Origin of the sequence: Neisseria wadsworthii 9715 (assembly GCF_000227765.1) — a bacterium.
GTDB classification, from domain to species: Bacteria; Pseudomonadota; Gammaproteobacteria; order Burkholderiales; family Neisseriaceae; genus Neisseria; species Neisseria wadsworthii.
Map to the genome: position 1 here is coordinate 2,041,492 of NZ_JH165159.1, position 22,136 is coordinate 2,063,627.

General features: G+C 52.7%; 24 protein-coding genes. 9 read left to right on the forward strand and 15 right to left on the reverse strand.

The genetic code is table 11. The annotated features are described in order from the left end of the window. Positions 1–101: 101 nt before the first annotated feature. The 4 genes from trhP to HMPREF9370_RS09490 all read right to left on the reverse strand — a co-directional run bounded on the left by trhP (position 102) and on the right by HMPREF9370_RS09490 (position 4,233). Complete coding sequence (trhP, locus tag HMPREF9370_RS09475) at positions 102–1,457, reverse strand: prephenate-dependent tRNA uridine(34) hydroxylase TrhP (RefSeq protein ID WP_009117260.1); 1,356 nt, start codon at positions 1,455–1,457, stop codon at positions 102–104. A 169-nt stretch (positions 1,458–1,626) separates the two neighbouring features. Continuing rightward, positions 1,627–2,001, reverse strand: coding sequence for a hypothetical protein (locus HMPREF9370_RS09480; RefSeq protein WP_009117261.1), 375 nt, complete (start codon positions 1,999–2,001; stop codon positions 1,627–1,629). A 101-nt stretch (positions 2,002–2,102) separates the two neighbouring features. Then, entirely contained in the window at positions 2,103–3,251 is a 1,149-nt protein-coding gene (hflX, locus tag HMPREF9370_RS09485; protein ID WP_009117262.1) for a GTPase HflX, read from the reverse strand. A gap of 169 nt (positions 3,252–3,420) precedes the next feature. After that, positions 3,421–4,233: a phosphatidylserine decarboxylase gene (locus HMPREF9370_RS09490; RefSeq protein WP_040667143.1), complete on the reverse strand. Its 813-nt coding sequence runs from the start codon at positions 4,231–4,233 to the stop codon at positions 3,421–3,423. 258 nt (positions 4,234–4,491) lie between these two features. Between HMPREF9370_RS09490 and cytX the strand changes: the two genes are divergently transcribed. Beyond that, on the forward strand, positions 4,492–5,682 hold the full coding sequence (gene cytX, locus HMPREF9370_RS09495; protein WP_009117264.1) for a putative hydroxymethylpyrimidine transporter CytX: 1,191 nt from the start codon (positions 4,492–4,494) through the stop codon (positions 5,680–5,682). A gap of 516 nt (positions 5,683–6,198) precedes the next feature. Here cytX and HMPREF9370_RS09500 read toward each other — a convergent pair. Next, a complete protein-coding gene (locus HMPREF9370_RS09500) occupies positions 6,199–8,628 on the reverse strand; it encodes a heavy metal translocating P-type ATPase (protein WP_009117266.1) in 2,430 nt (809 codons plus the stop codon). A 181-nt stretch (positions 8,629–8,809) separates the two neighbouring features. On the opposite strand from HMPREF9370_RS09500, the gene HMPREF9370_RS09505 reads away from it, so the two are divergent. Further along, on the forward strand, positions 8,810–9,349 hold the full coding sequence (locus tag HMPREF9370_RS09505) for a DUF924 family protein (protein WP_040667146.1): 540 nt from the start codon (positions 8,810–8,812) through the stop codon (positions 9,347–9,349). Between the two features lie 308 nt (positions 9,350–9,657). Here the strand turns inward: HMPREF9370_RS09505 and HMPREF9370_RS09510 are convergent, their stop codons facing one another. From HMPREF9370_RS09510 to queC, 4 genes are all read right to left on the reverse strand, one after another. After that, positions 9,658–10,290 (reverse strand): 7-carboxy-7-deazaguanine synthase QueE, encoded by a 633-nt coding sequence (locus HMPREF9370_RS09510; RefSeq protein ID WP_009117268.1) that lies wholly within the window; start codon positions 10,288–10,290, stop codon positions 9,658–9,660. Positions 10,291–10,294: 4 nt separating this feature from the next. Continuing rightward, positions 10,295–10,717, reverse strand: a complete 423-nt coding sequence (gene queD / locus HMPREF9370_RS09515; protein ID WP_040667149.1) for a 6-carboxytetrahydropterin synthase QueD — start codon at positions 10,715–10,717, stop codon at positions 10,295–10,297. Positions 10,718–10,809: 92 nt separating this feature from the next. Continuing rightward, positions 10,810–11,307: a copper resistance protein NlpE gene (locus HMPREF9370_RS09520; RefSeq protein ID WP_009117270.1), complete on the reverse strand. Its 498-nt coding sequence runs from the start codon at positions 11,305–11,307 to the stop codon at positions 10,810–10,812. Between the two features lie 113 nt (positions 11,308–11,420). After that, entirely contained in the window at positions 11,421–12,083 is a 663-nt protein-coding gene (gene queC / locus HMPREF9370_RS09525; protein ID WP_009117271.1) for a 7-cyano-7-deazaguanine synthase QueC, read from the reverse strand. Positions 12,084–12,343: 260 nt separating this feature from the next. On the opposite strand from queC, the gene HMPREF9370_RS09530 reads away from it, so the two are divergent. Then, positions 12,344–13,036 carry a CDP-alcohol phosphatidyltransferase family protein gene (locus HMPREF9370_RS09530; protein ID WP_009117273.1) on the forward strand — a complete coding sequence of 231 codons (693 nt, stop codon included), beginning with the start codon at positions 12,344–12,346 and terminating at the stop codon, positions 13,034–13,036. 83 nt (positions 13,037–13,119) lie between these two features. On the opposite strand, the gene rsmI is transcribed toward HMPREF9370_RS09530, so the two are convergent. After that, entirely contained in the window at positions 13,120–14,001 is an 882-nt protein-coding gene (rsmI, locus tag HMPREF9370_RS09535; protein WP_009117274.1) for a 16S rRNA (cytidine(1402)-2'-O)-methyltransferase, read from the reverse strand. Positions 14,002–14,054: 53 nt separating this feature from the next. Between rsmI and HMPREF9370_RS09540 the strand changes: the two genes are divergently transcribed. The 4 genes from HMPREF9370_RS09540 to HMPREF9370_RS09555 all read left to right on the forward strand — a co-directional run bounded on the left by HMPREF9370_RS09540 (position 14,055) and on the right by HMPREF9370_RS09555 (position 16,406). Then, positions 14,055–14,402, forward strand: a complete 348-nt coding sequence (locus HMPREF9370_RS09540) for a YraN family protein (RefSeq protein ID WP_009117275.1) — start codon at positions 14,055–14,057, stop codon at positions 14,400–14,402. Positions 14,403–14,406: 4 nt separating this feature from the next. After that, positions 14,407–15,000, forward strand: a complete 594-nt coding sequence (locus tag HMPREF9370_RS09545) for a phosphoheptose isomerase (RefSeq protein ID WP_009117276.1) — start codon at positions 14,407–14,409, stop codon at positions 14,998–15,000. Positions 15,001–15,130: 130 nt separating this feature from the next. Beyond that, positions 15,131–15,733: a BON domain-containing protein gene (locus HMPREF9370_RS09550; protein WP_009117277.1), complete on the forward strand. Its 603-nt coding sequence runs from the start codon at positions 15,131–15,133 to the stop codon at positions 15,731–15,733. A 91-nt stretch (positions 15,734–15,824) separates the two neighbouring features. Beyond that, a complete protein-coding gene (locus HMPREF9370_RS09555; protein ID WP_009117278.1) occupies positions 15,825–16,406 on the forward strand; it encodes a hypothetical protein in 582 nt (193 codons plus the stop codon). 181 nt (positions 16,407–16,587) lie between these two features. On the opposite strand, the gene HMPREF9370_RS09560 is transcribed toward HMPREF9370_RS09555, so the two are convergent. The 4 genes from HMPREF9370_RS09560 to HMPREF9370_RS09575 all read right to left on the reverse strand — a co-directional run bounded on the left by HMPREF9370_RS09560 (position 16,588) and on the right by HMPREF9370_RS09575 (position 18,560). Further along, on the reverse strand, positions 16,588–17,292 hold the full coding sequence (locus HMPREF9370_RS09560; protein ID WP_009117279.1) for an LrgB family protein: 705 nt from the start codon (positions 17,290–17,292) through the stop codon (positions 16,588–16,590). After that, positions 17,289–17,624, reverse strand: coding sequence for a CidA/LrgA family protein (locus tag HMPREF9370_RS09565; protein ID WP_040667635.1), 336 nt, complete (start codon positions 17,622–17,624; stop codon positions 17,289–17,291). The genes HMPREF9370_RS09560 and HMPREF9370_RS09565 overlap by 4 nt, the downstream gene beginning before the upstream one ends. 149 nt (positions 17,625–17,773) lie before the next feature. After that, positions 17,774–17,989 carry a hypothetical protein gene (locus HMPREF9370_RS09570; RefSeq protein WP_009117281.1) on the reverse strand — a complete coding sequence of 72 codons (216 nt, stop codon included), beginning with the start codon at positions 17,987–17,989 and terminating at the stop codon, positions 17,774–17,776. A 10-nt stretch (positions 17,990–17,999) separates the two neighbouring features. Continuing rightward, positions 18,000–18,560 carry a C40 family peptidase gene (locus HMPREF9370_RS09575; protein ID WP_009117282.1) on the reverse strand — a complete coding sequence of 187 codons (561 nt, stop codon included), beginning with the start codon at positions 18,558–18,560 and terminating at the stop codon, positions 18,000–18,002. A 203-nt stretch (positions 18,561–18,763) separates the two neighbouring features. Between HMPREF9370_RS09575 and HMPREF9370_RS09580 the strand changes: the two genes are divergently transcribed. Together HMPREF9370_RS09580 and HMPREF9370_RS09585 are read left to right on the forward strand one after the other, a co-directional pair. Beyond that, positions 18,764–20,416 carry an ABC1 kinase family protein gene (locus HMPREF9370_RS09580; RefSeq protein ID WP_009117283.1) on the forward strand — a complete coding sequence of 551 codons (1,653 nt, stop codon included), beginning with the start codon at positions 18,764–18,766 and terminating at the stop codon, positions 20,414–20,416. 215 nt (positions 20,417–20,631) lie between these two features. After that, a complete protein-coding gene (locus HMPREF9370_RS09585) occupies positions 20,632–21,321 on the forward strand; it encodes a Bax inhibitor-1/YccA family protein (protein WP_009117284.1) in 690 nt (229 codons plus the stop codon). 79 nt (positions 21,322–21,400) lie between these two features. Here the strand turns inward: HMPREF9370_RS09585 and ftnA are convergent, their stop codons facing one another. Continuing rightward, on the reverse strand, positions 21,401–21,898 hold the full coding sequence (ftnA, locus tag HMPREF9370_RS09590; RefSeq protein WP_009117285.1) for a non-heme ferritin: 498 nt from the start codon (positions 21,896–21,898) through the stop codon (positions 21,401–21,403). Positions 21,899–22,136: the final 238 nt, after the last annotated feature.

The window sequence follows — 22,136 nt, forward strand, 5'->3', positions numbered from 1 at the left end:
AATTGATTGACTATATAAAGCCGCATTTATCGGCTGGCTTTAATATAAAGAATGCCTGTCTGAAAAGTTTCAGACAGGCATTCTTTCATACTAATCAAACACTAAGGCTTAACCACGCGGGCAATCAATGCATTGTCTTTGCCTTCCATATGTGGGATTTTCACCTGAATGCCGTTGCCCGGCGCCACGTCTATGGTTTTGCCTTTGCGCGTCATCGCCTCCAACACCAGTGTTTGATTGCCCTGCGGATGAATGATTTCAATCGTATCGCCTACCGCAAAGCGGTTTTTCACATCCACGGTCGCCCAACCTTCTTCATCAATTTCAATCACTTGGCCGACAAACTGGCTTTGCTTGGCTAAAGAATGGCCGCTGAGGTAGTTTTGATAATCCTGCGTTTGATGGCGCTCCAAAAAGCCGGAAGTGTAGCCGCGGTTGGCCAGCCCTTCTAGTTCGGCCAGCAGGCTGTAATCAAACGGCTTGCCGGCCACGGCATCGTCAATCGCTTTGCGGTAGGCCTGCGCCACGCGGGCAACGTAGTAAACCGACTTGGTACGCCCTTCCACTTTCAGGCTGTCCACGCCGATTTCGGCCAGTTTGGCAACCTGCTCGATGGCGCGCAAGTCTTTGGAATTCATAATATAAGTGCCGTGTTCGTCTTCCATAATAGGCAGCAGACTGCCCGGTCGGTTGGCCTCTTCAATCAGGAACACTTTATCGGCAAGCGGGTGGCGCTGCTGGCCGTTGATGCCTTCAAAAGCCGCATTGGCTTCTTCTTGCGCGCGGTTGAAATCGAAGCCTTGCAGCAATTTGCTGTCGCCCATTTCGTCGGTTTCGGCTGCGTACACTTTATAATCCCAGCGGCAGGCGTTGGTGCAGGTGCCTTGGTTGGGGTCGCGGTGGTTGAAATAGCCGGAAAGCAGGCAGCGGCCGGAATAGGCAATGCACAATGCGCCGTGCACGAACACTTCCAATTCGATATCGGGGCACTCTTGGCGGATTTCGGAGATTTCTTCCATGTTCAGTTCGCGCGAGAGGATAATCCGCTCCACCCCGATTTTCTGCCAAAACTGCACGCCCCAATAGTTGGTGGTGTTGGCCTGCACGGAAAGGTGTATCGGCATTTCCGGCCATTTTTCGCGCACCTGCATAATCAGCCCGGGATCCGCCATAATCAGTGCGTCGGGCTTCATGGCGATCAGCGGCTCCATGTCGGCGATAAAGGTTTTCAGCTTGGAATTGTGCGGCAGGGTATTCACGGTTAAGAAAAATTTCTTGCCGCGCGCATGTGCTTCGCTGATGCCCTGCTCCAACACGGGCAGCTTGGCAAATTCGTTGTTCCGTGCGCGCAGGGAATAGCGCGGGCTGCCGGCATACACGGCATCGGCGCCGTAATCAAACGCGGCGCGCATGCGCTCAAGGCCGCCGGCGGGAAGGAGTAGTTCTGGTGATTTCATAGGGTTCTGCTTGTTTAGAATAGTTTTAGGCAGCCGGTTCGGGCTGCCTTAAATGTTTGAATTGCTGCGGATTATCCGCTTTTTTTTGATGCCGGTCAAATGGCTTTCGCTATGCCTGTCTGAAAACCTTTGAGCCGTTTTCAGACAGGCATGGGCTACCCGCCGGCGGCTACCACCACCAATAAGGCCGCGGGCCCCAATACCAGTCGTCGTAACGGTCGCGCCAGCGTTCGGCCTGCTCCAAACGGCGCTGGTTGATGTGGTTTTCCCAAGCCAGGCGGTAGCAAGATTGAAAGAGTTTATCGCTGGTTTTATCAATGTATTTCAGGCGGAAATCTTTGCGCTCTTTTTCGGTGGCACCGATATCACCCCTAAACTGACGCTCCATCATTTCTGCCGTTTCCTTATCGCATTGCGCCGCTAAAGCAACTTGCAGTTGCTGCTCATAGCGCTTTTGCTCTGCAGCGCGGCGCGCTTTCTGCTCCGGCGTGACGGCGCAACCGGCCAAGAGGCAGATCGCAACCAAAGATAATAGATGTTTCATGACTCTTCTCCCGATTTTATTTTCATAATAATAACAACATGTCACAAAAATCAATTAGGTGCAAGCTTATTTATTTTGCGGCTTTCAGACAGGCATTCTGCTCAATCTCCCGCTTGCGCCAACTCCACCATGGCATCGCGCAAATCTTCCAGCCCCCAGCCTTCTTTCACCGAAAGATACACTGCCACCGGCATGCCGCGCGCATTGCGCAGAATGCCTTTGGGGCGCTTCTCTGCGGGCAGCAAGTCGGTTTTGTTGTACACCATCAGCTGCGGCACATCGCCCGCGCCGATTTCTTCCAACACCAGATTCACATCGTCTTCCTGCCGCTCCACCTGCGGATGCGACACATCGGCCACATGTAAGAGCACATCGGCCAGCGCCGTTTCTTCCAGCGTGGCGGAAAAGGCTGCCACCAGGCTGTGCGGCAAATCGCGCACAAAGCCCACCGTGTCGGTAATAATCAAGCTGCATTCCGGCGAGAGATACAGGCGGCGGGCAGTGGTGTCGAGCGTGGCAAACAGTTGGTCTTTCGCCAACACATCGGCTTTGGTTAGTCGGTTGAACAGACTGGATTTGCCCGTGTTGGTGTAGCCCACCAGCGCAAAGGTTTTCAGGCTGCCGCGCAAACGCGCTTTGCGGCGGGTGGCGCGCTGCTTTTCCACATTTTTCAGCTGGCGTTTGAGCGCTGCGATTTTCTGATTAATCAGGCGGCGGTCGGTTTCCAGCTGCGTTTCGCCCGGCCCTTTGAGACCGATGCCGCCGCGCTGACTTTGCAGATGGCCGTAGCCGCGCACCAAACGGCCGGAAAGATGCGTGAGCTGCGCCAGCTCCACTTGCAGCCGCCCTTCCTGACTTTGCGCGCGCTGGGCAAAAATCGCCAGAATCAGCCCCACACGGTCGAGCACGCGGCATTGCAGCGCTTTTTCCAGATTGCGCTCCTGCGTGGGCGTTAATTCATGGTTGAACACAACCAGCTCGATTTCATTCAGCCGCACGGCTTCTGCCAGCTCCTGGGCCTTACCCGTGCCGACAAACAGTGCGCTGTGCGCCCTATCGCGCTTGGCGCTTTCCACCTGTACCAGCTCGCCGCCCGTTGCCCGCACCAATTCGGCGGCTTCTTCTAAAGCCGCCTGAAAATCACGCTCGCGGATTTCGTTGGCACCGGAATAATCGGCAGCCAGCATCACGCCCACCAGCATCACACGCTCGGGTTTGCTCAATGATTTATCGGGTTGGTATTTGCTCAAAACCGCTTCCTTATCAAGCTTTAGTGAACCAACTTAAACAGTATGCTCATCATAACTCGGTGCAAGCCCGAGTATGACGACGCTGTTACTATGTAAGTGGTTTAACTATAAATGAATGTGAAAAATAAAAACGGCTTTCAGAATGCCTGTCTGAAAGCCGTTGGCTCTTTTATTCTTTCGGCGCTTCGCGCTCGGCAGCCGCCCTTACCTTCTCGGCAGCCGCTTCAATCATCTGCTGCTCGTCTTGTTGGGCGTTCGCCGCTTCGCTTTCCACTACTTGCCGGTTACTTGCAGCGGGCTGAATTTCTTTCGGCTCATCATTGTGAACCGGTGCTTTCAGCGGAAGCCGGGCAAGGATGGTGGAACTGGCTTTGACTTTGTCGCCGATCGACACCTGCGCCACGGCATCAGTCGGCAGGTAAACGTCAACGCGCGAACCGAAGCGGATAAAGCCGTAGCGCTCGCCGCGCACCACTCTTTGGCCTGAGTCGACATAGCATACAATACGGCGCGCCACCAAGCCCGCCACCTGCACGAAAGTCAGCTCGCGGTCTGTGCGCGTGGTGGCAAACACGGCATTGCGTTCGTTTTCGGTGCTCGCTTTATCCAGCGCCGCATTGAGGAATTTGCCTTTATTGTATTCCACACGGGTGACGGTGCCGTCGATCGGCGAGCGTTGCGAATGCACGTTAAACACATTCATAAACACGCTGATTTTCAGGGCTTCGGTATTGCGGTAGGGATCAATGGTGCGCTCCACCACTACGATACGGCCGTCTGCCGGGCACAAAACGGCATCTTCTTCTTGCGGAATCGGGCGCGAAGGATCACGGAAAAACTGAATGGCAAACAGGGTAAACAGCCAAAACGGCAACGACCACCATTCCAGCCAGCAGGCAAATACGATGCTGAAAAACAAGCCGGCCAGGATAAACGGCCAGCCTTCGCGGGCAATAATCGGATGCGGGTAAAAACGCGGCATAAGGTTTCCTCTATCAACCAATGGGCAGAATAATGAACCGATTATACCCGATTTGCCCGCCCGCATGGCAATGCTTGTCTTAAAGCATTTTCAGACAGGCATTTTATAGAGTCTGACGGGAAAGAGTGAATCATAGGCAATATTCAGGGTTACCCGGGAACAAGGGGGCGCAAATCATTCGGTTCACATGCTAAATGTATATAAAAACCAGTTTTATTCGCTATAATCAGCTCTAACTCATTTCAGGATTTATGTGTTATGGAAACAAAAAAACTCTCTGCCGCCGCTGCCGGCTTAATCTGGTTCGGCGCGGCTGTGTCGGTGGTGGAAATCATTACCGGCACGCTCTTCGCTCCGCTGGACTGGGAAAAAGGACTAACAGCCATTATTCTCGGCCACATCATCGGCGGCGCGCTCTTTTATTTCGCCGGCTTGATTGGTGCGCAAACCGGCCGCAGCGCGATGCAGACGGTGCAGCTTTCATTTGGCGAACGCGGCTCCGTGCTCTTCTCAGGCGCCAACGTTTTACAGCTGATCGGTTGGACAGCCATCATGATTTTTACCGGTGCTCAGATTGCCGCCGCGCTCACCCAGCATTTGTGGGGCGGCGTTTCCCAATTGATGTGGAGCCTGATTATCGGTGGATTGATTGTGGTATGGCTGCTGAGCGGCGTGCGGCATTTCAACCGTGTGCAAGTGATTGTGTTGGGCGCACTGTTTCTGATTACGCTTTGGCTGAGCACCAAAGTATTCGGCGGCGGCGCGACGGTTCAAACCGACGCGCAAGCCATGGGCTTCGGCTTGGCGGTTGAGCTGGCTGCCATTATGCCGCTTTCATGGCTGCCGCTGGTTTCCGATTACACACGCAATGCCGAATCGCCGAAAAAAGTAACTTTTGCCGCCGCTGCCGCCTATTTTGTAACCAGCTCGTGGATGTATACGCTCGGCTTGGCCGCCGCGCTCTTTACCGGCCAATCCGACATCGCCCAAATCCTGCTTTATTCAGGGCTGGGCATTGCGGGCATTCTGATTGTGGTGCTCTCTACCGTAACCACCACTTTTCTCGACGCCTACTCCGCAGGCGTCAGCTACCATGCCATCAGCCAGCGTTTCAGTGAAAACGCCGTAGCCATCACTGTTACCCTGCTCGGCACCGTGCTCGCCGCCACATTACCGGTTAACCGCTTCGAACACTTCCTGCTCTTCATCGGCTCCGTGTTCGCGCCCATGATTGCCGTGCAGATGGCCGATTATTTCGTGCTCAAGCGCCGCGCCGCCGCTTCAATCGACTGGATCAGCCTTGCTCTGTGGCTGGCCGGTTTCTTCCTCTACCGCATTCTGATTGAATGGCAAACCCCGCTGGGCAGCACCCTGCCCGTGATGCTGGCCACGTTCGTGCTCACATTGTTGGTGCGCAAGGCTTTACCGGGGAAAATACAAGGTGCGTGAATAAACGGATAAAGCAAAATGCCTGTCTGAAAAGGTTTCAGACAGGCATTTTCTTTGTACCGGTTTATTAATTATTCCATTATATAACTTAAAAATAGGCATGATTTTGTTTGCTTAAATCTACCCAATTTCGGCTTGGCTAAGGTTGCGCTTCATGGCCGCGCCGGCCCTACTTTCTTTGCTTCGCCAAAGAAAGTAGGCAAAGAAAGGCGACCGCGGTTGCCGGTTTGCTGCGCAAACTACCCTCACTACGCGTGCTTTTCGGGAGGCCGCTAGTCGCTTCGCTCCGGGAGCGGCCTTGTTTCCCCAAAAATCCCGCTCCGTTCGGCGGCGCCAACGGGCAATACCGGTGTAGTTACGGTTTTTCAGATATGAAGTATGTTTATTTGACTATCTCTCTGATTGTCTACACTTCAAATAGCCAATGCCTGTCTGAAACGGGCAACGCGAATTTCTGCGAAACCAAACCCTTTCAGACAGGCATTGCCTGATTTCACCCGCCATCCCGAATCCATCTTATTTCTTACCCAGCCTCAGCGCGTTCATCAGCACCAATAAAGAGCTGCTGCTCATACCCAGCGCGGCAATCCACGGCGTTACATAGCCGGCGGCGGCAAGCGGCACGGCGATGATGTTATACAGGCTCGCCCAAATCAGGTTTTGCCGGATATTGGCTTGGGTGCGCGCTGCCTGCTCCAGCATTTCGGGCAGCACGGCCATGTCTTCGTTTAACAGCACCACATCGGCGCCGTCCCGCGCCACATCGGCACCGCCCGCCACGGCCACGGACACATCCGCCGCCGCCAGCACGGGCGCGTCGTTGATGCCGTCGCCCACCATCAGCACTTTTTTCCCCTGCCGCTGCAAGTTTTCCACATAAGCCAGTTTATCCTCCGGCGTGGCTTCCGCACAGGCGGATTCGATGCCCAATTGCGCAGCCAGCGCGTTCACGGCATTTCTGCGGTCGCCGCTCAGAATATGCGGCGTTAACCCGCGTTTTTTGAGCGCGGCCAGCATTTCCGGCACACCGGCTTTCACTTGGTCTTTCAAGAAAAACAACGCGCTAAAGCCTTGCTGGTTGCCCAATGCAATCACGCTGCCTTCGTGTTTTGTGTCACCGCATTGCGGTGGAATATCGCCGGCGATCTCTGCCACAAATTCCGGCCTGCCGATGGCCCAGATTTGCCGTTTGCCGTTGATAGTGAGCATGGCGCTTACGCCGTGCCCTACGCGGTTAACCCGCTGCTCTACCGCTATATCTGCCGCCTCTTCCACGGGTAATGCCATGATGGCGTGTGCAATCGGGTGTTCGGACTGGCTTTCCAATGCCTGCGCGGCCTGAACGGCATGTTCGCCGCCCAGCAGCAGGGTTTGCGTTACCCACAGTTTGCCTTCGGTGAGCGTGCCCGTTTTATCAAACACCACATCGGTGGCCGCCGCCAATGCTTCCAAAGCATGTCCGCGCGCAATCAGCACGCCTTTGCCGGCGAGTTTGCCTGTGGACACGGCCAGCGCGGTCGGCGTGGCCAGCGAAAGCGCGCACGGGCAGGTAATCACCAGCAGCGACACGGTTATCCACAAAGCCTGATAGGCATCGGTGAAATACCACCAGCCGGCAAACACGGGCGCGGCCAGCAGCAACATGCCGGACACAAAACCCGAGGCATATTTGTCGGCCGCCTCGGCCAAGCGCGGCTTTTGCGAGAGCGCACGGTCGAGCAGCTTCACGATGTGCGCCAAACGGGTTTGCCCGCCCACTTCGTCGGCACGCACAACCAACGGGCCGGTAATATTGAGCGTGCCCGCCGTAACCTTGTCGCCGGCGCGTTTGGCAACCGGCAAGCTTTCACCTGTGAGCATGGCTTCGTCGGCTTCGCTTTCGCCCGATAGCACCGTGCCGTCAGCCGGCACCACTTCGCCCGCGCGCACCAGCAGCACATCGCCCGAACGCAGCTGCGCCACCGCCGCTTCCTGCACCGTTTCATCGGGATAATCCGGCAGCTTGTGGCAAAACGCCGGCACCAACTTAACCAACCGCTCGGCCGCATCACCCGCTTTGCGCCGCGCCGCCTGCTCCATAAAACGCCCCAGCAGCAGCAAAAAGGCAAACATGGCGATGCCTTCGAAATACATGCCTTGTCCGGCATTGGAAAGCAGCGCGTACACGCCCGCCGCAAACGCCAGCAATATGGCCAGCGCAACCGGCGTATCCATCCCCGCGCGGCGGTTTTTCACATCACGCAGCGCGCCCTGATAAAACGGCACGGCGGAATACAGCATCACCGGCAGCACCATCAGAAACGCGCCCCAGTGCAGAATCTCCAGATATTGCGGCTCGATATCGTCGTAAAGATAAGTGGGGACGGCAAACATCATGGTCTGCATCATGCACAAGCCCGCCACAGCCAGCCGGGCCAGCGATTTTTTGCGCTCGGCCACCGCCGCTTCTTCCACTTTCTGCGCATCGTAAGGCGCCGCGCTGTAGCCCGAATTCTGAATGCGCAAAAGAATATCCGAAAGTTTGACGCGGCTGTCGTCCCACTTCACACGCACGCGGCGGCTGCTGTAATTCAGCTCCACCGACACCACGCCGGGCAGCCGCAAAAGCTGCTGCTCGATCAGCCACACGCAAGCCGCGCAAGTGATGCCGCTCAACATCAACACCGCTTCGCGTCCGTTTTCCGAATCCGTCTCCACAAAATCCGCCTGTACTTCGGGCAAATCATAAAGCTTTAACTGCTCAAGCAATTCCGGCGGCGGCAAGCCTGCTTTCTGCGCATCAGCCGTGCGCTGTTTGTAGTAGTTGCCCAAACCCGCATCGATAATGCTCTGCGCCACCGCCTGGCAACCCGCACAGCAGGCAGGTTCGGTGCGGTTTTCATAACGGATGGGCAAATCGACATCTTCGGGAACGGGCAGGCCGCAATGGAAACAAGATTGGGACATAACAGGCTTTTGAATTGACTTTTGAATTGAATAAGGAGTGGACGGATTTTTCAGATAGGTATCATTATAGAATCAATGCTCCGTCAAACCAATGCCTGTGTGAATATAGCGGGCATAATTGCCTGTTCCGCATCGGATTCTGCTAGAGTATGCTTTTTTCATCACTTTTCTGAAAGCATTTATGACTCCGCAAACGATTTTGGATTTTTGGTTTTCCGATGCCGCGCAGCCCTTTTGGTTTGAACAAAGCGATGCCTTCGACCAAAGCATCCGCACGCAATTTGCAGAGATTTGGCGGCAGGCCGCACAGAGCGAGCTTGATGTGTGGCGTGACACGCTCGAAGGGCGGCTGGCCGAAATCATTGTTCTCGACCAATTCTCGCGCAACCTTTTCCGCAACAGCCCGCAAGCATTCGCACAAGACAATATGGCCGTTGCCCTTGCCCAAGAAGCGTTGCGCCAAAGCGGCTTTGAACACCTGCCCGAAATACAGCGCAAATTCATGCTGATGCCGCTGATGCACAGCGAAAGCCGCGCCATTCACGGGCAGGCGCTGCCATTGTTCCAACGCTACACCGACCCCGTAACCGTTGATTTTGAAATCCGACACAAAGCCATTATCGACCGCTTCGGCCGCTACCCGCACCGCAATGCCGTGCTCGGCAGGGCATCCACGCCGGAAGAAACCGAATTTCTAAAGCAGCCCGGCTCTGCGTTTTAAAAACGTTTCAGACAGGCATCTGTGTTATGCAATGCCTGTCTGAAAAATACGCGAAAACTATCCGTAGCTGCCGCTATAGTCAATTCACTTAAGTTTAATAACGGTACCGTCATACTCGGGTCAAGCCCGAGTATGACAAATGTACTATTTTTAAGTTGATTAACTATAAAATATAGATTCCGGCTTGGCCGAACATTCCAAGCTTACCGCCGCAATTAAACGCACTTTGATGCGACGGATAAAACTCACTGCCTGTCTGAAACCATTTTTCAGACAGGCATTGGGTTTTTCTTCACACTATTTCTCTATTACTCAATCCCCGCCCATTTATGCGTTTGCACGCTCAGTTGCCAATGCACGGGAGCGTTGGGACGGCTGTTCAGTTCGCCGATTTGACGGATGGTGTCGTAAATATTCATTACGCCGGTTTTTTCGCAAGGCGAGAGGTAGTAATGCTTGGCGCGGATTTTGTGCTCCATACGCTCGCAAAACGCGGTAACGTCGCCGTCCGCCACAATGCGCACTTCGTCGGCGGTTGCTATGCACTGTTTTTCGTATTTCTCGGCATAGCAGGCTTTGGGGCTGGTGGCCACGTAGTCAATCTGCGGCGGCGCGGGGTTGAGGCCATTGGTTTCGATGCAGAGTCGGTAGCCTTCGGCTTTGAGCGAATCAAGCAAGGCAGCCAGATTGGGCTGTATCGTCGGTTCGCCGCCTGTGATGATGATGTTGCGGGCGGTATAGCTTTTCAGACAGGCATGGATTTCGCTCAGCGTCATGGGCTTGAAAGTCAGGTAATCGGTGTCGCACCACGGGCAGGCGAGGTTGCATTTGCCCAGGCGGATAAACACGGCGGGCATACCGGTGTTGTAGCCTTCCCCTTGCAGGCTTTCGAAGATTTCGACGATGCGGTATTGGGGGTTGTCTGCATGATTTTTAATCATTTTTCTACACTCCGTCGCACTCGGCACAGGAAGTCGGCGTTTCCCACAAACGGATTAAGCTCACGTGCAGGCCGGCGTTTTTCAGACAGGCATACATGTAAGCCGCCATGTTTTCTGCGGTGGTACGGAAATCCAGCCGCATGGTTTTCATGTTCCAGCCTTCGAGCAGGGCGGCAATCTGGCTTTCGCGCGGGTTGTTGCCGTTATAAATAAAAGCATGGTCAAACGGCTCGATGATGGTGTGTTTGACAATGGTTTTGAGGTCGGCAAAGTCCATCACCATGCCGTCTTTTGCGCCGCTTTTAATCAGCCCGCCGGCAACAACGACTTCGAGTTTGTAGGTGTGGCCGTGCAGGTTTTGGCATTTGCCGTCATGCCCGTCGAGCATGTGGGAGGAATCGAATGTGAAGATTTTGGTAATTTTCATGGTTTGTTGTAGCGGCCTGTCTGAAAGTTTCAACACGGTTTCAGACAGGCATTTGGAGATTTTTCAAAACAGCCTCTTTTTGTTTATTAAAATTATTGCGCGTCCTGCCGATCCAAACGATACAGGCTGTTTTCTTTATATTTATTCTCGCCCTCTGCTAGCTGAAACACATGTTTTTCGGCAATGAAATAGCGTCTTTCGTCCAACGGATCGGTAGAGTTGCTCGGTTTAAGCCGGATAATGCTGCCATTGTCTTCCCATTCGAAGCGCCCTTGTTCTTTGGCTGACAATGGTTCTTTGCTGCTTTTGTAATCTTCGCTCAGCGTGTAAGTGCGATCGGCATTCAACACCAGCGTGGTTTGAATGTATTCACACGATCCGCATGGCAGCTTGCCTTGGTACGTGCCTGCCCAATCAAGCAATTTTTCGGCGGTATGCTCTTTATCAACAGGCGTAGGAGTTGAGGAGGTTACAGCTGATGCGACGGCTTCTGAGGCGGCAGCTTGCGTGTTTTGGCTGTTTTGATTGCATGCGCTGAGTGCGGTTAGGGCCAAGCCCGCCACGATAAAGGGGTATAAGATTGATTTCATTTGTATTCTCCAAGCTTATCTACTAACAGGTTTCAGAATATTAGGATATGCGTAATAAATAAACAGAATGGAGTTATTTGGTTTATTTATTATGGTGAAAGGTCGGTTTGTATTTAGCGGTCAGATTTCCGCACGGCCAAGTAATCCGCCAGCCCGCGTTCGCGCAATACGCAGCTCGGGCATTCGCCACAGCCGCCTTCCACGCCGTGGTAGCAGGTATGGGTGTGTTCGCGGATGTAGTCGAAGCAGCCCAAACGGTCGGCCAGCGCCCATGTTTGCGCTTTGGTGAGGTACATCAGCGGCGTGTGGATTTGGAAGGCGTAGTCCATCGCCAGATTGAGGGTAACGTTCATGGATTTCACGAATACGTCGCGGCAGTCGGGATAGCCTGAAAAGTCGGTTTCGCACACTCCGGTGATGATGTGTTTGATATTTTGGCTCTTGGCGTAAATGGCGGCATAGAGCAGAAACAGGGCGTTGCGGCCGTCAACGAAGGTATTTGGCACGCCGTTGTTGCCTGTCTGAATTTCGGCTGTGCCGTCCATCAAGGCGTTATGGGTGATTTGTTGCATCAGGCTGAGGTCGAGCACGGTTTGTGCGATGCCTAAGTCTTCGGCAATCCGGCGGGCGCAATCCAGCTCGATAGCATGGCGTTGGCCGTATTGGAACGTGATGGCCTGCACGTTTTCGCGGCCGTAGGTTTGAATGGCCTGAATCAGGCAGGTAGTGGAATCCTGGCCGCCTGAAAAGATGACCAGTGCTTTTTCGTTTTGCATTTGGGTTCCTAGTTTTGGTATCGCGGGAGGATTTCGAACCGCGCTGAAACGGCGGATTATAGCCGAATTGCCGGAGGTTTGTCACAAAGCGGCAAAGCGGCAAGAATCATCTATGCCTGTCTGAAAACGCGGGTCGCCGGTTTGGCAAATACAGCCGCTTATACACTTTACGCCCCATATCTCAACTTATCGCTTTGCATACACAAAAATCTTGTTTATCCTTAAGGAATATTAACAGCTGTTTTACTCACTTAAACAATATGACGACTCACAATAACCGCCGCCCCGTTGCTTTCCGCAACAATAAATGGATTGTCCGCTTTGCAGCGTGGCTGGCCGCAAAAGACTCCCCATCGCCCAATCAGATTTCTATTCTAAGCGCCGTATTTGCCGCCTGCGGAGCCGGTTTGCTTGCCTACAGCCAGCATGCCGCGGCTTTGGTGGGCTGCGCGATTTTTATCCAGCTCAGGCTGATGTGTAACCTGCTCGACGGCATGGTGGCGGTTGAAGGCAGCAAAAAAACCGACACCGGCGAAATTTACAACGAATTTCCGGACCGCGTGGCCGACAGCGTTTTGATTGTGGCGCTGGGTTACGCCATCGGACAAAGCTGGTTGGGCTGGCTGGGCGCCCTGCTGGCTATGGCAACCGCCTACATCCGCGTGTTTGGCGGCAGCTTGGGCTTCCCGCAGGATTTTCTCGGCCCGATGGCCAAACAGCAGCGCATGGCCGTGTTGGCACTGGGTTGTCTTCTAGGCGCAATAGAAAGCCATTACAACCAAACCAATTTTCTGCTCGGCGTTTCTCTGGTGGCCATCGTTATCGGCAGCGGCATTACCTGCTACAAACGCACCCAAGCTATTGCCGAACTGATGCGCCTGCGTGCAGCAGACACGCCAAGTGAAGATGAGGTTGAATCATCCCGTAAGAACGATTTAGACAGCACGTGGTAATCGTACTTACCCTAAGCTAAAATTATGAGCAATGCCTGTCTGAAAGTTTTTCAGACAGGCATTGCTCATCTGAGCCAACAATCTTATCCGCCGCTTTTCTTCCATTCAAGCGCCAAATCATACAGCGCTTTTTTACTCTCGCCCGTAATCTTCGCTGCCAATTCCGCAGCCTGTTTGGTCGGCAATTCGTCCGCCAACACTTTCATCACATGCTGTGCATCTTCCGGCAGCGTTTCACTGCGTTGCACGGCCTGCGGATGCAACACCAACACCATCTCGCCGCGGCTCTGGTTGCTGTCTGCCTGCAGCATGACGCGCACTTCTTCCACCGTGCCGCTCAAAAAAGTTTCAAAAGTTTTGGAAATTTCCCGCGCCAGCATGATGGTGCGCTCGGGAAAATATTCGGCCATCTCGTTGAGCGCCGCTTCGATGCGGTGCGGTGTTTCAAACATCACCATCGGATAATCCGCCGTTTGCCAACGCTCGAATAATTTTTTGCGCTCGCCCGATTTGTGCGGCAGAAAGCCGTAAAAATAAAAATCGGGCTGCGTCACACCCGCCACGCTCAAAGCCGCCATCACGGCGCTCGGCCCTGCCACAGGCACCACTTTATACCCCACCTCACGCACCAGCGCGGCAAGCTTGGCGCCCGGATCGCACACGGCGGGCGTACCCGCATCGGAAACCTGCGCCACGCTCTGCCCCGCCGCCAACGCTTCGATGATTTTGTCGGCCATTTGGCGCTCGTTGTGCTCCCGCACGCTCACCAGCCTGCCCTGTATGCCGTAGGCGCTCAGCAATTGCGCCGTTACCCGCGTATCTTCCGCGCAGATAATGTCCGCGTTGGCGAACACCGCCAGCGCGCGCAACGTGATATCGCCCAAATTGCCGATAGGCGTGGCAACCACGTATAATGTCTGCTTCTCAACACTTTCGCAGGCTTTTTGGTAATGTTTCTGCATCATATCGGAATGCCTGTCTGAAAAACTAAAACCACATTATACGGGCGAATCGGATTATGCGCTTAAACCACACATCAGGCGCGGCGGGCGAAGATGCGGCGCTGGCGTTTTTAGAAAGCCGCGGCTGCACATTGGTCGAACGGAACTGGCATTGCCCCTTCGGCGAGATTGATTTAATCGTCAAACACGGTAAGATGTTGCTTTTCGTAGAAGTCAAATACCGCAAAAGCAGCAGCTTCGGCGGCGCGGCACACAGCATCACCCCGGCCAAGCTGGCCAAGCTCACCCGCAGCGCCGAGCATTATCTGCAAACCCGCAAAGCAGGCAGGCTACCCTGCCGCCTCGATGCGGTATTGATTCAGGGCAGCGACGCGCCCGTATGGATTCAAAACATCACAGGTTAAACCCATGACAACATTACAAGAGCGCGTAGCCGCGCATTTCGAAGAAAGCATCCAAGTCAAACAGCAGGCAGCCGAAGTGCTGGCCGAACCCACCGCCGAAGCGGCCGTGCTGATGATGAACTGCCTAATGAACGACGGCAAAATCCTCGCCTGCGGCAACGGCGGCTCGGCTGCCGACGCCCAACATTTCGCCGCCGAAATGACCGGTCGTTTTGAAAAAGAGCGTATGGAACTGGCCGCCGTGGCGCTCACCACCGACACATCCGCCCTTACCGCCATCGGCAACGATTACGGCTTCGACCATATTTTCAGCAAACAGGTGCGCGCACTAGGCCGCGCGGGCGACGTGTTGATCGGCATTTCCACTTCGGGCAATTCCGGCAACGTAATCGAAGCCATCAAAGCCGCCCACGAGCGCGACATGCACGTTATCGCCTTTACCGGCCGCGACGGCGGCAAAATCGCCGGCATGCTGAAAGACAGCGACGTGCTGCTCAACGTGCCCCATCCGCGCACCGCCCGCATTCAGGAAACCCACATCCTGCTGATACACGCCCTGTGCGACTCTATCGACACCATGCTGCTCGAAGGTATGTAAATGCCTGTCTGAAAGCTTTTGGCAACCGATTATCGGCAAAAACGTCCAAACCGGCGATAAACCGTTAAAATATTTTTCTTTTTTCAATACCGGCCGCCAAAGGCCGGATTGCCACATTAAGGAATTCCGCATGAACAAAACCTTAAAAACCCTATTGCTGGCTGCTGCCGTGTCCACCGGATTGAGCGGTTGCGCCGCAGCCTTACTCGGCGGTGCCGCCGTCGGCACGCAATCCGGCCTCGACCGCCGCAGCACCGGCGCCCAAGCCGACGACCAAGTGATGGAGCTGCGTATCCACAACACCGCTATTTCCTATCTGAAAAACAATAACCAAACCTCCGGCTACGCACCGCGCCTTTCCGTGGTAAGCTACAACCGCCATGTTCTTTTACTCGGCCAAGTTTCTTCGGAGCAGGAAAAACAATTTGTCGAACAAATCGCACGCGCCGAGCAAGCCGTGCAAGCCGTTTACAACTACATCGACATAGCCTCGCCCCAACGCACGTTTAACGATGTGGGTATCGACACATGGAGCACCACCAAAGTGCGCACCACCCTATTGGGCATCCAAGGCGTGTACCCCGGCCGCGTAAAAATCGTTACCTACAACGGCGTAACCTATGTAATGGGCATTCTCACGCCCGAAGAGCAAGCTGCGGTAACCCAAAAAATCAGCACCACCGCCGGCGTGCAAAAAGTGATTACCCTCTATCAAACCTACGCCAAACAATAATACCCGAATGCCTGTCTGAACCCCATTTTCAGACAGGCTTTTCGAACCACCGTATCCCAAACGGCGGCCTGATACACACTTGAGAACAATAATGAGCAACACCAAATCCGGCTTCAAACTGACGCCCCGCAAACTGTTATTTATCGCACTGGCCATCGTGGCATTGATTGTATTTGCCTTAGTGGGCTACACCTTTTCCGTCGTAACCACTAAAGAACAAATCAAGCGCACCGATCAAACCGGCACCAGCGCCAACCAGCCCCAAGTTGAATTACTCTCACCCAACGGCGGCAAAGGCACTGTCGTAACCGTTCAAAGCGCCTCACAGGCATCTGCCATACAGTCCCCAAAAGACGACAACAGCAAAGATAAAACAGCCACCGAAGAAGACAAAAACGATAACGACGAAGACCAAGCCGAAGAACCGCACGACCACACCCCCGCAGCCCCCCGCGCCACGGCAAAACCCCAAACCCCTAAACGCAACAGTGAGCCGGCTGCCGAAAACACCAACCGAAACGCCCAGAGAGAAACACCAGTAGAACCCATCCGCCGCTCCCGCGAACCTGCGCCCACTCAGGCAGAGCAAGCGCCGCGCAGCCAAAGCAACCGCAGCGAACGCCCGGCTCCGGCTCCGGCTCCGCAACGCGAAGTGATGGACAATTTGTTTTAATCATGCAGCAAGATACACAAATGCCTGTCTGAAACTTTTCAGACAGGCATTTATTGTTAGATCATCCCATAATAACACTTACCTTCATACTCTGGCCTGGCCAGATTATCTTGGGTTTCAGCAATATTCGAAAATACTCATAATCAAGCCCGAGTATGACGAATTACTGTTTTTAAGTTGCTTACACACCCATCAAAGGAATCAAAATAGGCACGAATATCGCCGTGAGCACACCGTTAAAAATCAAACCCAAGCTTGCATAGGCCGCATATTTCTTGCTGCGTTCCATTGAAATCGCAATGCCCATCGCATGTGAAGCCGAACCCATCGACATCCCTTGCGACATCGGCTTGGTGACCGTACTCACACTCATCATGCGGTAGCCCGCCATTTGCCCGAGCATACCTGCCACAATTACCATCGCCGCCGTAATCGCCGGAATACCGCCTATGGTTTTGGTGATTTCAATCGCAATCGGATTGGTTACCGACTTGGCCGCCAAGCTCAGTGTTACCTCCCGATCCGCGCCCATCAGTTTCGCAATATACACCGCGCTCACAATGCCTGTAATGCTGCCTGCTCCTTGTGAAATCACAATCGGCAGCCATTGTTTACGGATTTTTTCCCAGTTGTTATAAAGCGGCACCGCCAGCCCTACCACCGCAGGTTTCAGCCAAAAATCAATAAATTCCGCCGCCTCGTGATAAGTTGCGTAGTCGATATTTAAGACAGTTAAGTAGAGGATAATCGCCGTTGTGCTCAGCAATACGGGATTGAACAACACATTCCCCGTGCGCGTGCGCAAGATATTGGCTACCCAATAAGCGGTAACCGTAAGCCAGAGCAGCACCATCGGATGTTTGAACACATTCATCGGCTCCATCATTTTCTCCGTAAAATCTCATGGGTTTTACCCGTCACAAACATCACCGCAAACGTGCTGATTACCGTGGCCGTAACAATCGGCACAAAATCGCGTGCTACCAAATCCAGATAACTCATCACCGCAACACAAGGCGGCACCAGAAACAGCGCAAGATTTGCCATCATGGTATCTACCATTTTCTGAAGCTGCGAGGGTTTTACCCATTTAAGCTGCAAGGCCGCAAAAAGCAAGCCCATGCCCACAATGCTGCCCGGAAATTTCAGACCTGTTAAATAAACAACGGCTTCCCCCACTGCGAGAAAGCCGAAAATAATGCTGAGCGATAAAATCATGATGTATCCTTCGTTTGTATTTTTCTTATATTCGTTTTTGGCCGGTTTTGATGAAGTAATAAACAACAACGAGCCAATTACACTATACTACAAAGAATGCCTGTCTGAAACCGCTTTTCAGACAGGCATTATAAATATTTTAACAATCTTTATTTTTTATAAGGATTCTCCACACCTTCCACGAGCCGAACCAGATATTCCCTCAGCTGCGCCTCGCCGCAACCCATCAAAAGGCCGTCTTCAAACGCATCTTGCGCCAGCTGAAATAGCTCGGTCATATTTTCATTCATTACCTTGATTTTTTCGGTACAGGAAACGATGGTACCATCCTCTCCATACCATTTAGGCATCTGCGGCATACTCATGGCATACCCCTTAATTCAAGAAACGGGACGGATCGTTTTTCTTAACGCGCCGCGCCGTAACATACCGCTTGCTCCAATATTTATTGCTCAAGCTGGTTACTTCGATTCTTTTTCCCGTGCGTGGCGCGTGGATAAAACGGTCGTTACCGATATACAGGCCCACATGCGAAATGCGGCGGCCCGAAGTGCTGAAAAACACCATATCTCCCGGCTGCAAAGCGCTTCTGCTTACCTGCGAGCCCACTTTGGCCTGCTCTGCCGAAGTGCGCGGCAGGCTGACCTGCATGCTCTTGCGGAAAATATATTGCATAAAGCCGCTGCAATCAAAGCCGGTTGAAATGCTGGTTCCGCCAAAGCGATACGCCACGCCCAAAAGACTCATAGCGCTTCCGATTAACTGGTCTGCCTCATTCTGGCTGATGGCCTGCCCCACCGGCATCGGTTCGCCAAAATTAATACCGCCCGCCTGGAAACGGATAAACTGCTCCAAATCGTCTGCCTCAGCCGGCGGTGCGAACCACAGCGCTACCGAAGCCAGCATCACCGCTCCCAATTGCTTTAAAAATCTCATGAACACTTTCCATTAATGTAAAAGGCTTTTGCAGCAATATTCTCCTACCGGCCCTCTCCTTGCACCAATAAAAAACATTGTTGTAAAAGGCTTTATTCGTTATCCTAAGGTTTACCGACGTAATACTTGGCACTCAACCCCGCAAAAGATTTGCACACTGCCCCATATATACAGCAGAAAGCCATAAAGATACCTCAAAAACCATGATGATACCAACTTTACTCGCCATACGCGATTTTTCCCGCCTAAGGGAAATCATCGCCATCCTGAGCAAATACGGTCTGGGAGAGTTTGTCCAGCGGATCAAACTGTCGGGCAAAACGCTTACCGAGGAAGATGCCGCCGAAAACCACTACCGCTACATCAGCACGCCGCGCCGTTTCAGACTGGCCTTTGAAGAGCTGGGCCCTACATTTGTCAAACTCGGACAAATCCTTTCCACCCGGGTTGACATTTTCAATGCCGAATGGATTGAAGAATTCGAGCAGCTGCAAAACAACGTTCCCCCCATCCCCACTACCAATATTCATGCCCTTATCGAATCACATCTGGGCAGGCCGATTAACGAAATATTTCAAAGCATTGACGCCGTGCCCATCGGCAGCGCATCCATCGCACAAGTGCACAAAGCCGTATTGCTCAGCGGGGAAACCGTCGCCATCAAAATCAAAAGGCCGAGTATCGAAAAAATCATTAATGCCGATTTACGCATTCTCACCCATCTGGCAGGACTCATCGAATCGGAAATACCCGAAACCCGCCGCTACCGCCCCTTGCAGATGGTTCAATACTTCGCCCGCAGCCTAGCCAAAGAAACTGATTTATCGGTGGAGCTGCGTTATATGCAACGGTTTGAAAATGCCTTCAGCGATCACAGTTATGTGCATATTCCCAAAGTGTACCGCGACATCTCAAACCGCCAGATTCTGGTACAGGAATTCATTCAAGGCAAACTTCTGCTGGATACCGATCTCGACAGCCTTCCCCCGGAAACGCGGACCTTGATGGCGCAACGGATTACCGACACCTTATTTACCATGATTTTAAAACAAGGCTTTTTCCACGCCGACCCCCATCCCGGCAACATCTTTCTTGATAAAGAAGGCACCATAAGCTTCATAGATTTCGGCTTGGTCGGCCATCTTTCCGCTACCCGCCGCCGCGAAATTATCGAACTCATCAACGCCCTGATCCAGCGCGACCAGTTTTCCATGCAATATGTATTGAGCAATTGGGCACAAGGCGAATTACCCGACGAAAACCTGCTGGGTGCCGATGTATTGGAAATGCTGCTCAACTACGAACACACCGCCATCCGCGATTTGCGCATCAGCCAAGTGATTAACGACATCACCCAAATCATGCGCGGGCACGAACTTACCCTACCGGGCGATTTGGTGATGTTGTTCAAAACCCTGATTACGTTGGAAGGCGTCGTAAAACGGCTCGACGGCAGCTCCGAGTTGCTGGAGCGTGCCAAACCCATCGTAACGGAAGTGATGAAAGAACGCCTGTCGCCCGAGCATATCTTGCGCAAAAGCCGTATGCACGGCCAAATGCTGATACAAGCAGCCGACGAACTGCCGCAAAACATCATCCGCTTAAGCCGCCGCATCCAAAAAGGCCAGTTCAACATCAATTTAGACATCAAACGCATCGACCAGCTCAACCACCAGCTCGACCGCACCGCCAACCGCCTGACTATGGGCATCGTTACGGCCGCACTGATTATCGGCTCCTCAATCGTGATGAGCATCGACACCGGCCCCAAATTTATCGGTTTTATCGGCTATCTTCTGGCGCTAATCAACAGCTTATGGATTATCTGGTCGATTTGGCGCTCGGGCAAACACTGAAGGCCTGTCTGAAAACCTTCGGTTTCACAACCGGTTATCGTTAACCACTACAAAATCCATTGTCTTTCAAAAACATTTTTTCAGACAAACATTCTTCCGCCTACAAAAAATAAAATCACTTAAATTTCACCATCCATCTTGAAATATCACACAAGATGCTCTATTTACTGTTAAAATCCAAATCTTAATCCACTCACACAATAAAGGTATGCACCATGAATCATGATGTTTACAACTACACCGACACCGCAGGCCGCGTCAGCCAAAACACCGTTTTGCGCAAAACCTACGGTTTGCTGGGTCTCTCTTTCGTGCCGGCCGCCATTGGCGCCGTTGCCAGCACCCTGATGGGCTTCAACGTCTTTGCTACTTTCGGCAGCCCTTGGATTGCTTTGGCTGTTTTCTTTGCATTCGTTTATGGCATGTGCTTTCTGATCGAGAAAAACCGTTACAGCAACACAGGCGTCGCTTTGCTGATGGTATTTACATTCGGCATGGGCATTTTGATTTCCCCACTGCTGCAACGCACCCTCGGTTATTCCAACGGCGGTGAATTAATCGGCATCGCCGCCGCCATGACTGCCGGCGTGTTCTTCACTATGGCTGCTTTAGCGCGCCGTGCCAATGTGAACACCAACGGGCTGGGCCGTTTCCTGACTGTCGGCGCCGTGGTTTTGATTATCGGCATGGTTGCCAGCTGGTTCCTGCAAATTCCCGCGTTAACCTTAACCGTATCTGCCGGCTTTGCCATTTTCAGCTCACTGATGATTATGTGGCAAGTACGCACTATCATCGAAGGTGGTGAAAACAGCCACATCAGCGCCACGCTGACCATCTTCATTTCTATCTACAATATCTTCAGCAGCCTGCTGAACATTTTAGGTGTATTCAGCGGCGAAGATTAACTCAATATCCAGCTAGAACCCAAAATGCCTGTCTGAAAAAGAACATTCAGACAGGCATTTTTGCATCCGACGGCTTACTTTACTTCGCATCCGCCAACGCAGCTAACTCCTTATCCACATGGAACAAACCGTTGCCGTTATCGCCGATTAAGTTAATTTTATCCAAAATCGATTTAAACAAACGCTCCTCCTCGTGCTGCTCTGCCACATACCATTGCAGAAAGTTGAAAGAAGAAAAGTCTTTTTCAGAAAGCGTTTTCTCAACCAACTCATTAATTTTCATCGTAATGTCTTTTTCGTGCTTATACACTTCCTCAAACACTTCCTTCAAGCCTGCATAACACGACCTCGGCGCCGCCACCGCACCGATTTCCGCTAAAGCACCGGTTTCATTCAGATAATCAAATAAGCGGTACATATGCTGCATCTCTTCAGCAGCATGCGCTTTCAAAAACTTGGCCGCCCCCTCAAAACCATTGTTATCCGCCCAAGCGGACATTTGCAGATACACATTTGCCGAATAAAGCTCCAAATTCAGCTGCTCATTTAAACGTTTGATCATATTTTCCGATAACATTATTTCTCTCCTTGTTGATTAAACGATATAACAAAGCACAACCCATTATTTGCAACAACCAAGTAGCAAACAGTTTCGGTTGGTTCACCACAAATTGCCGCAGCAATCTCAATTAGCATACCATACCCAAACCATTAAAGTTAATAAAAATCACTATTAATCAAAGACTGTTTTCAATCCTAAATACTCAAAGATACGGTGCAGGATTTCCGAATAATCCGGTTTCCCGCCATATGTT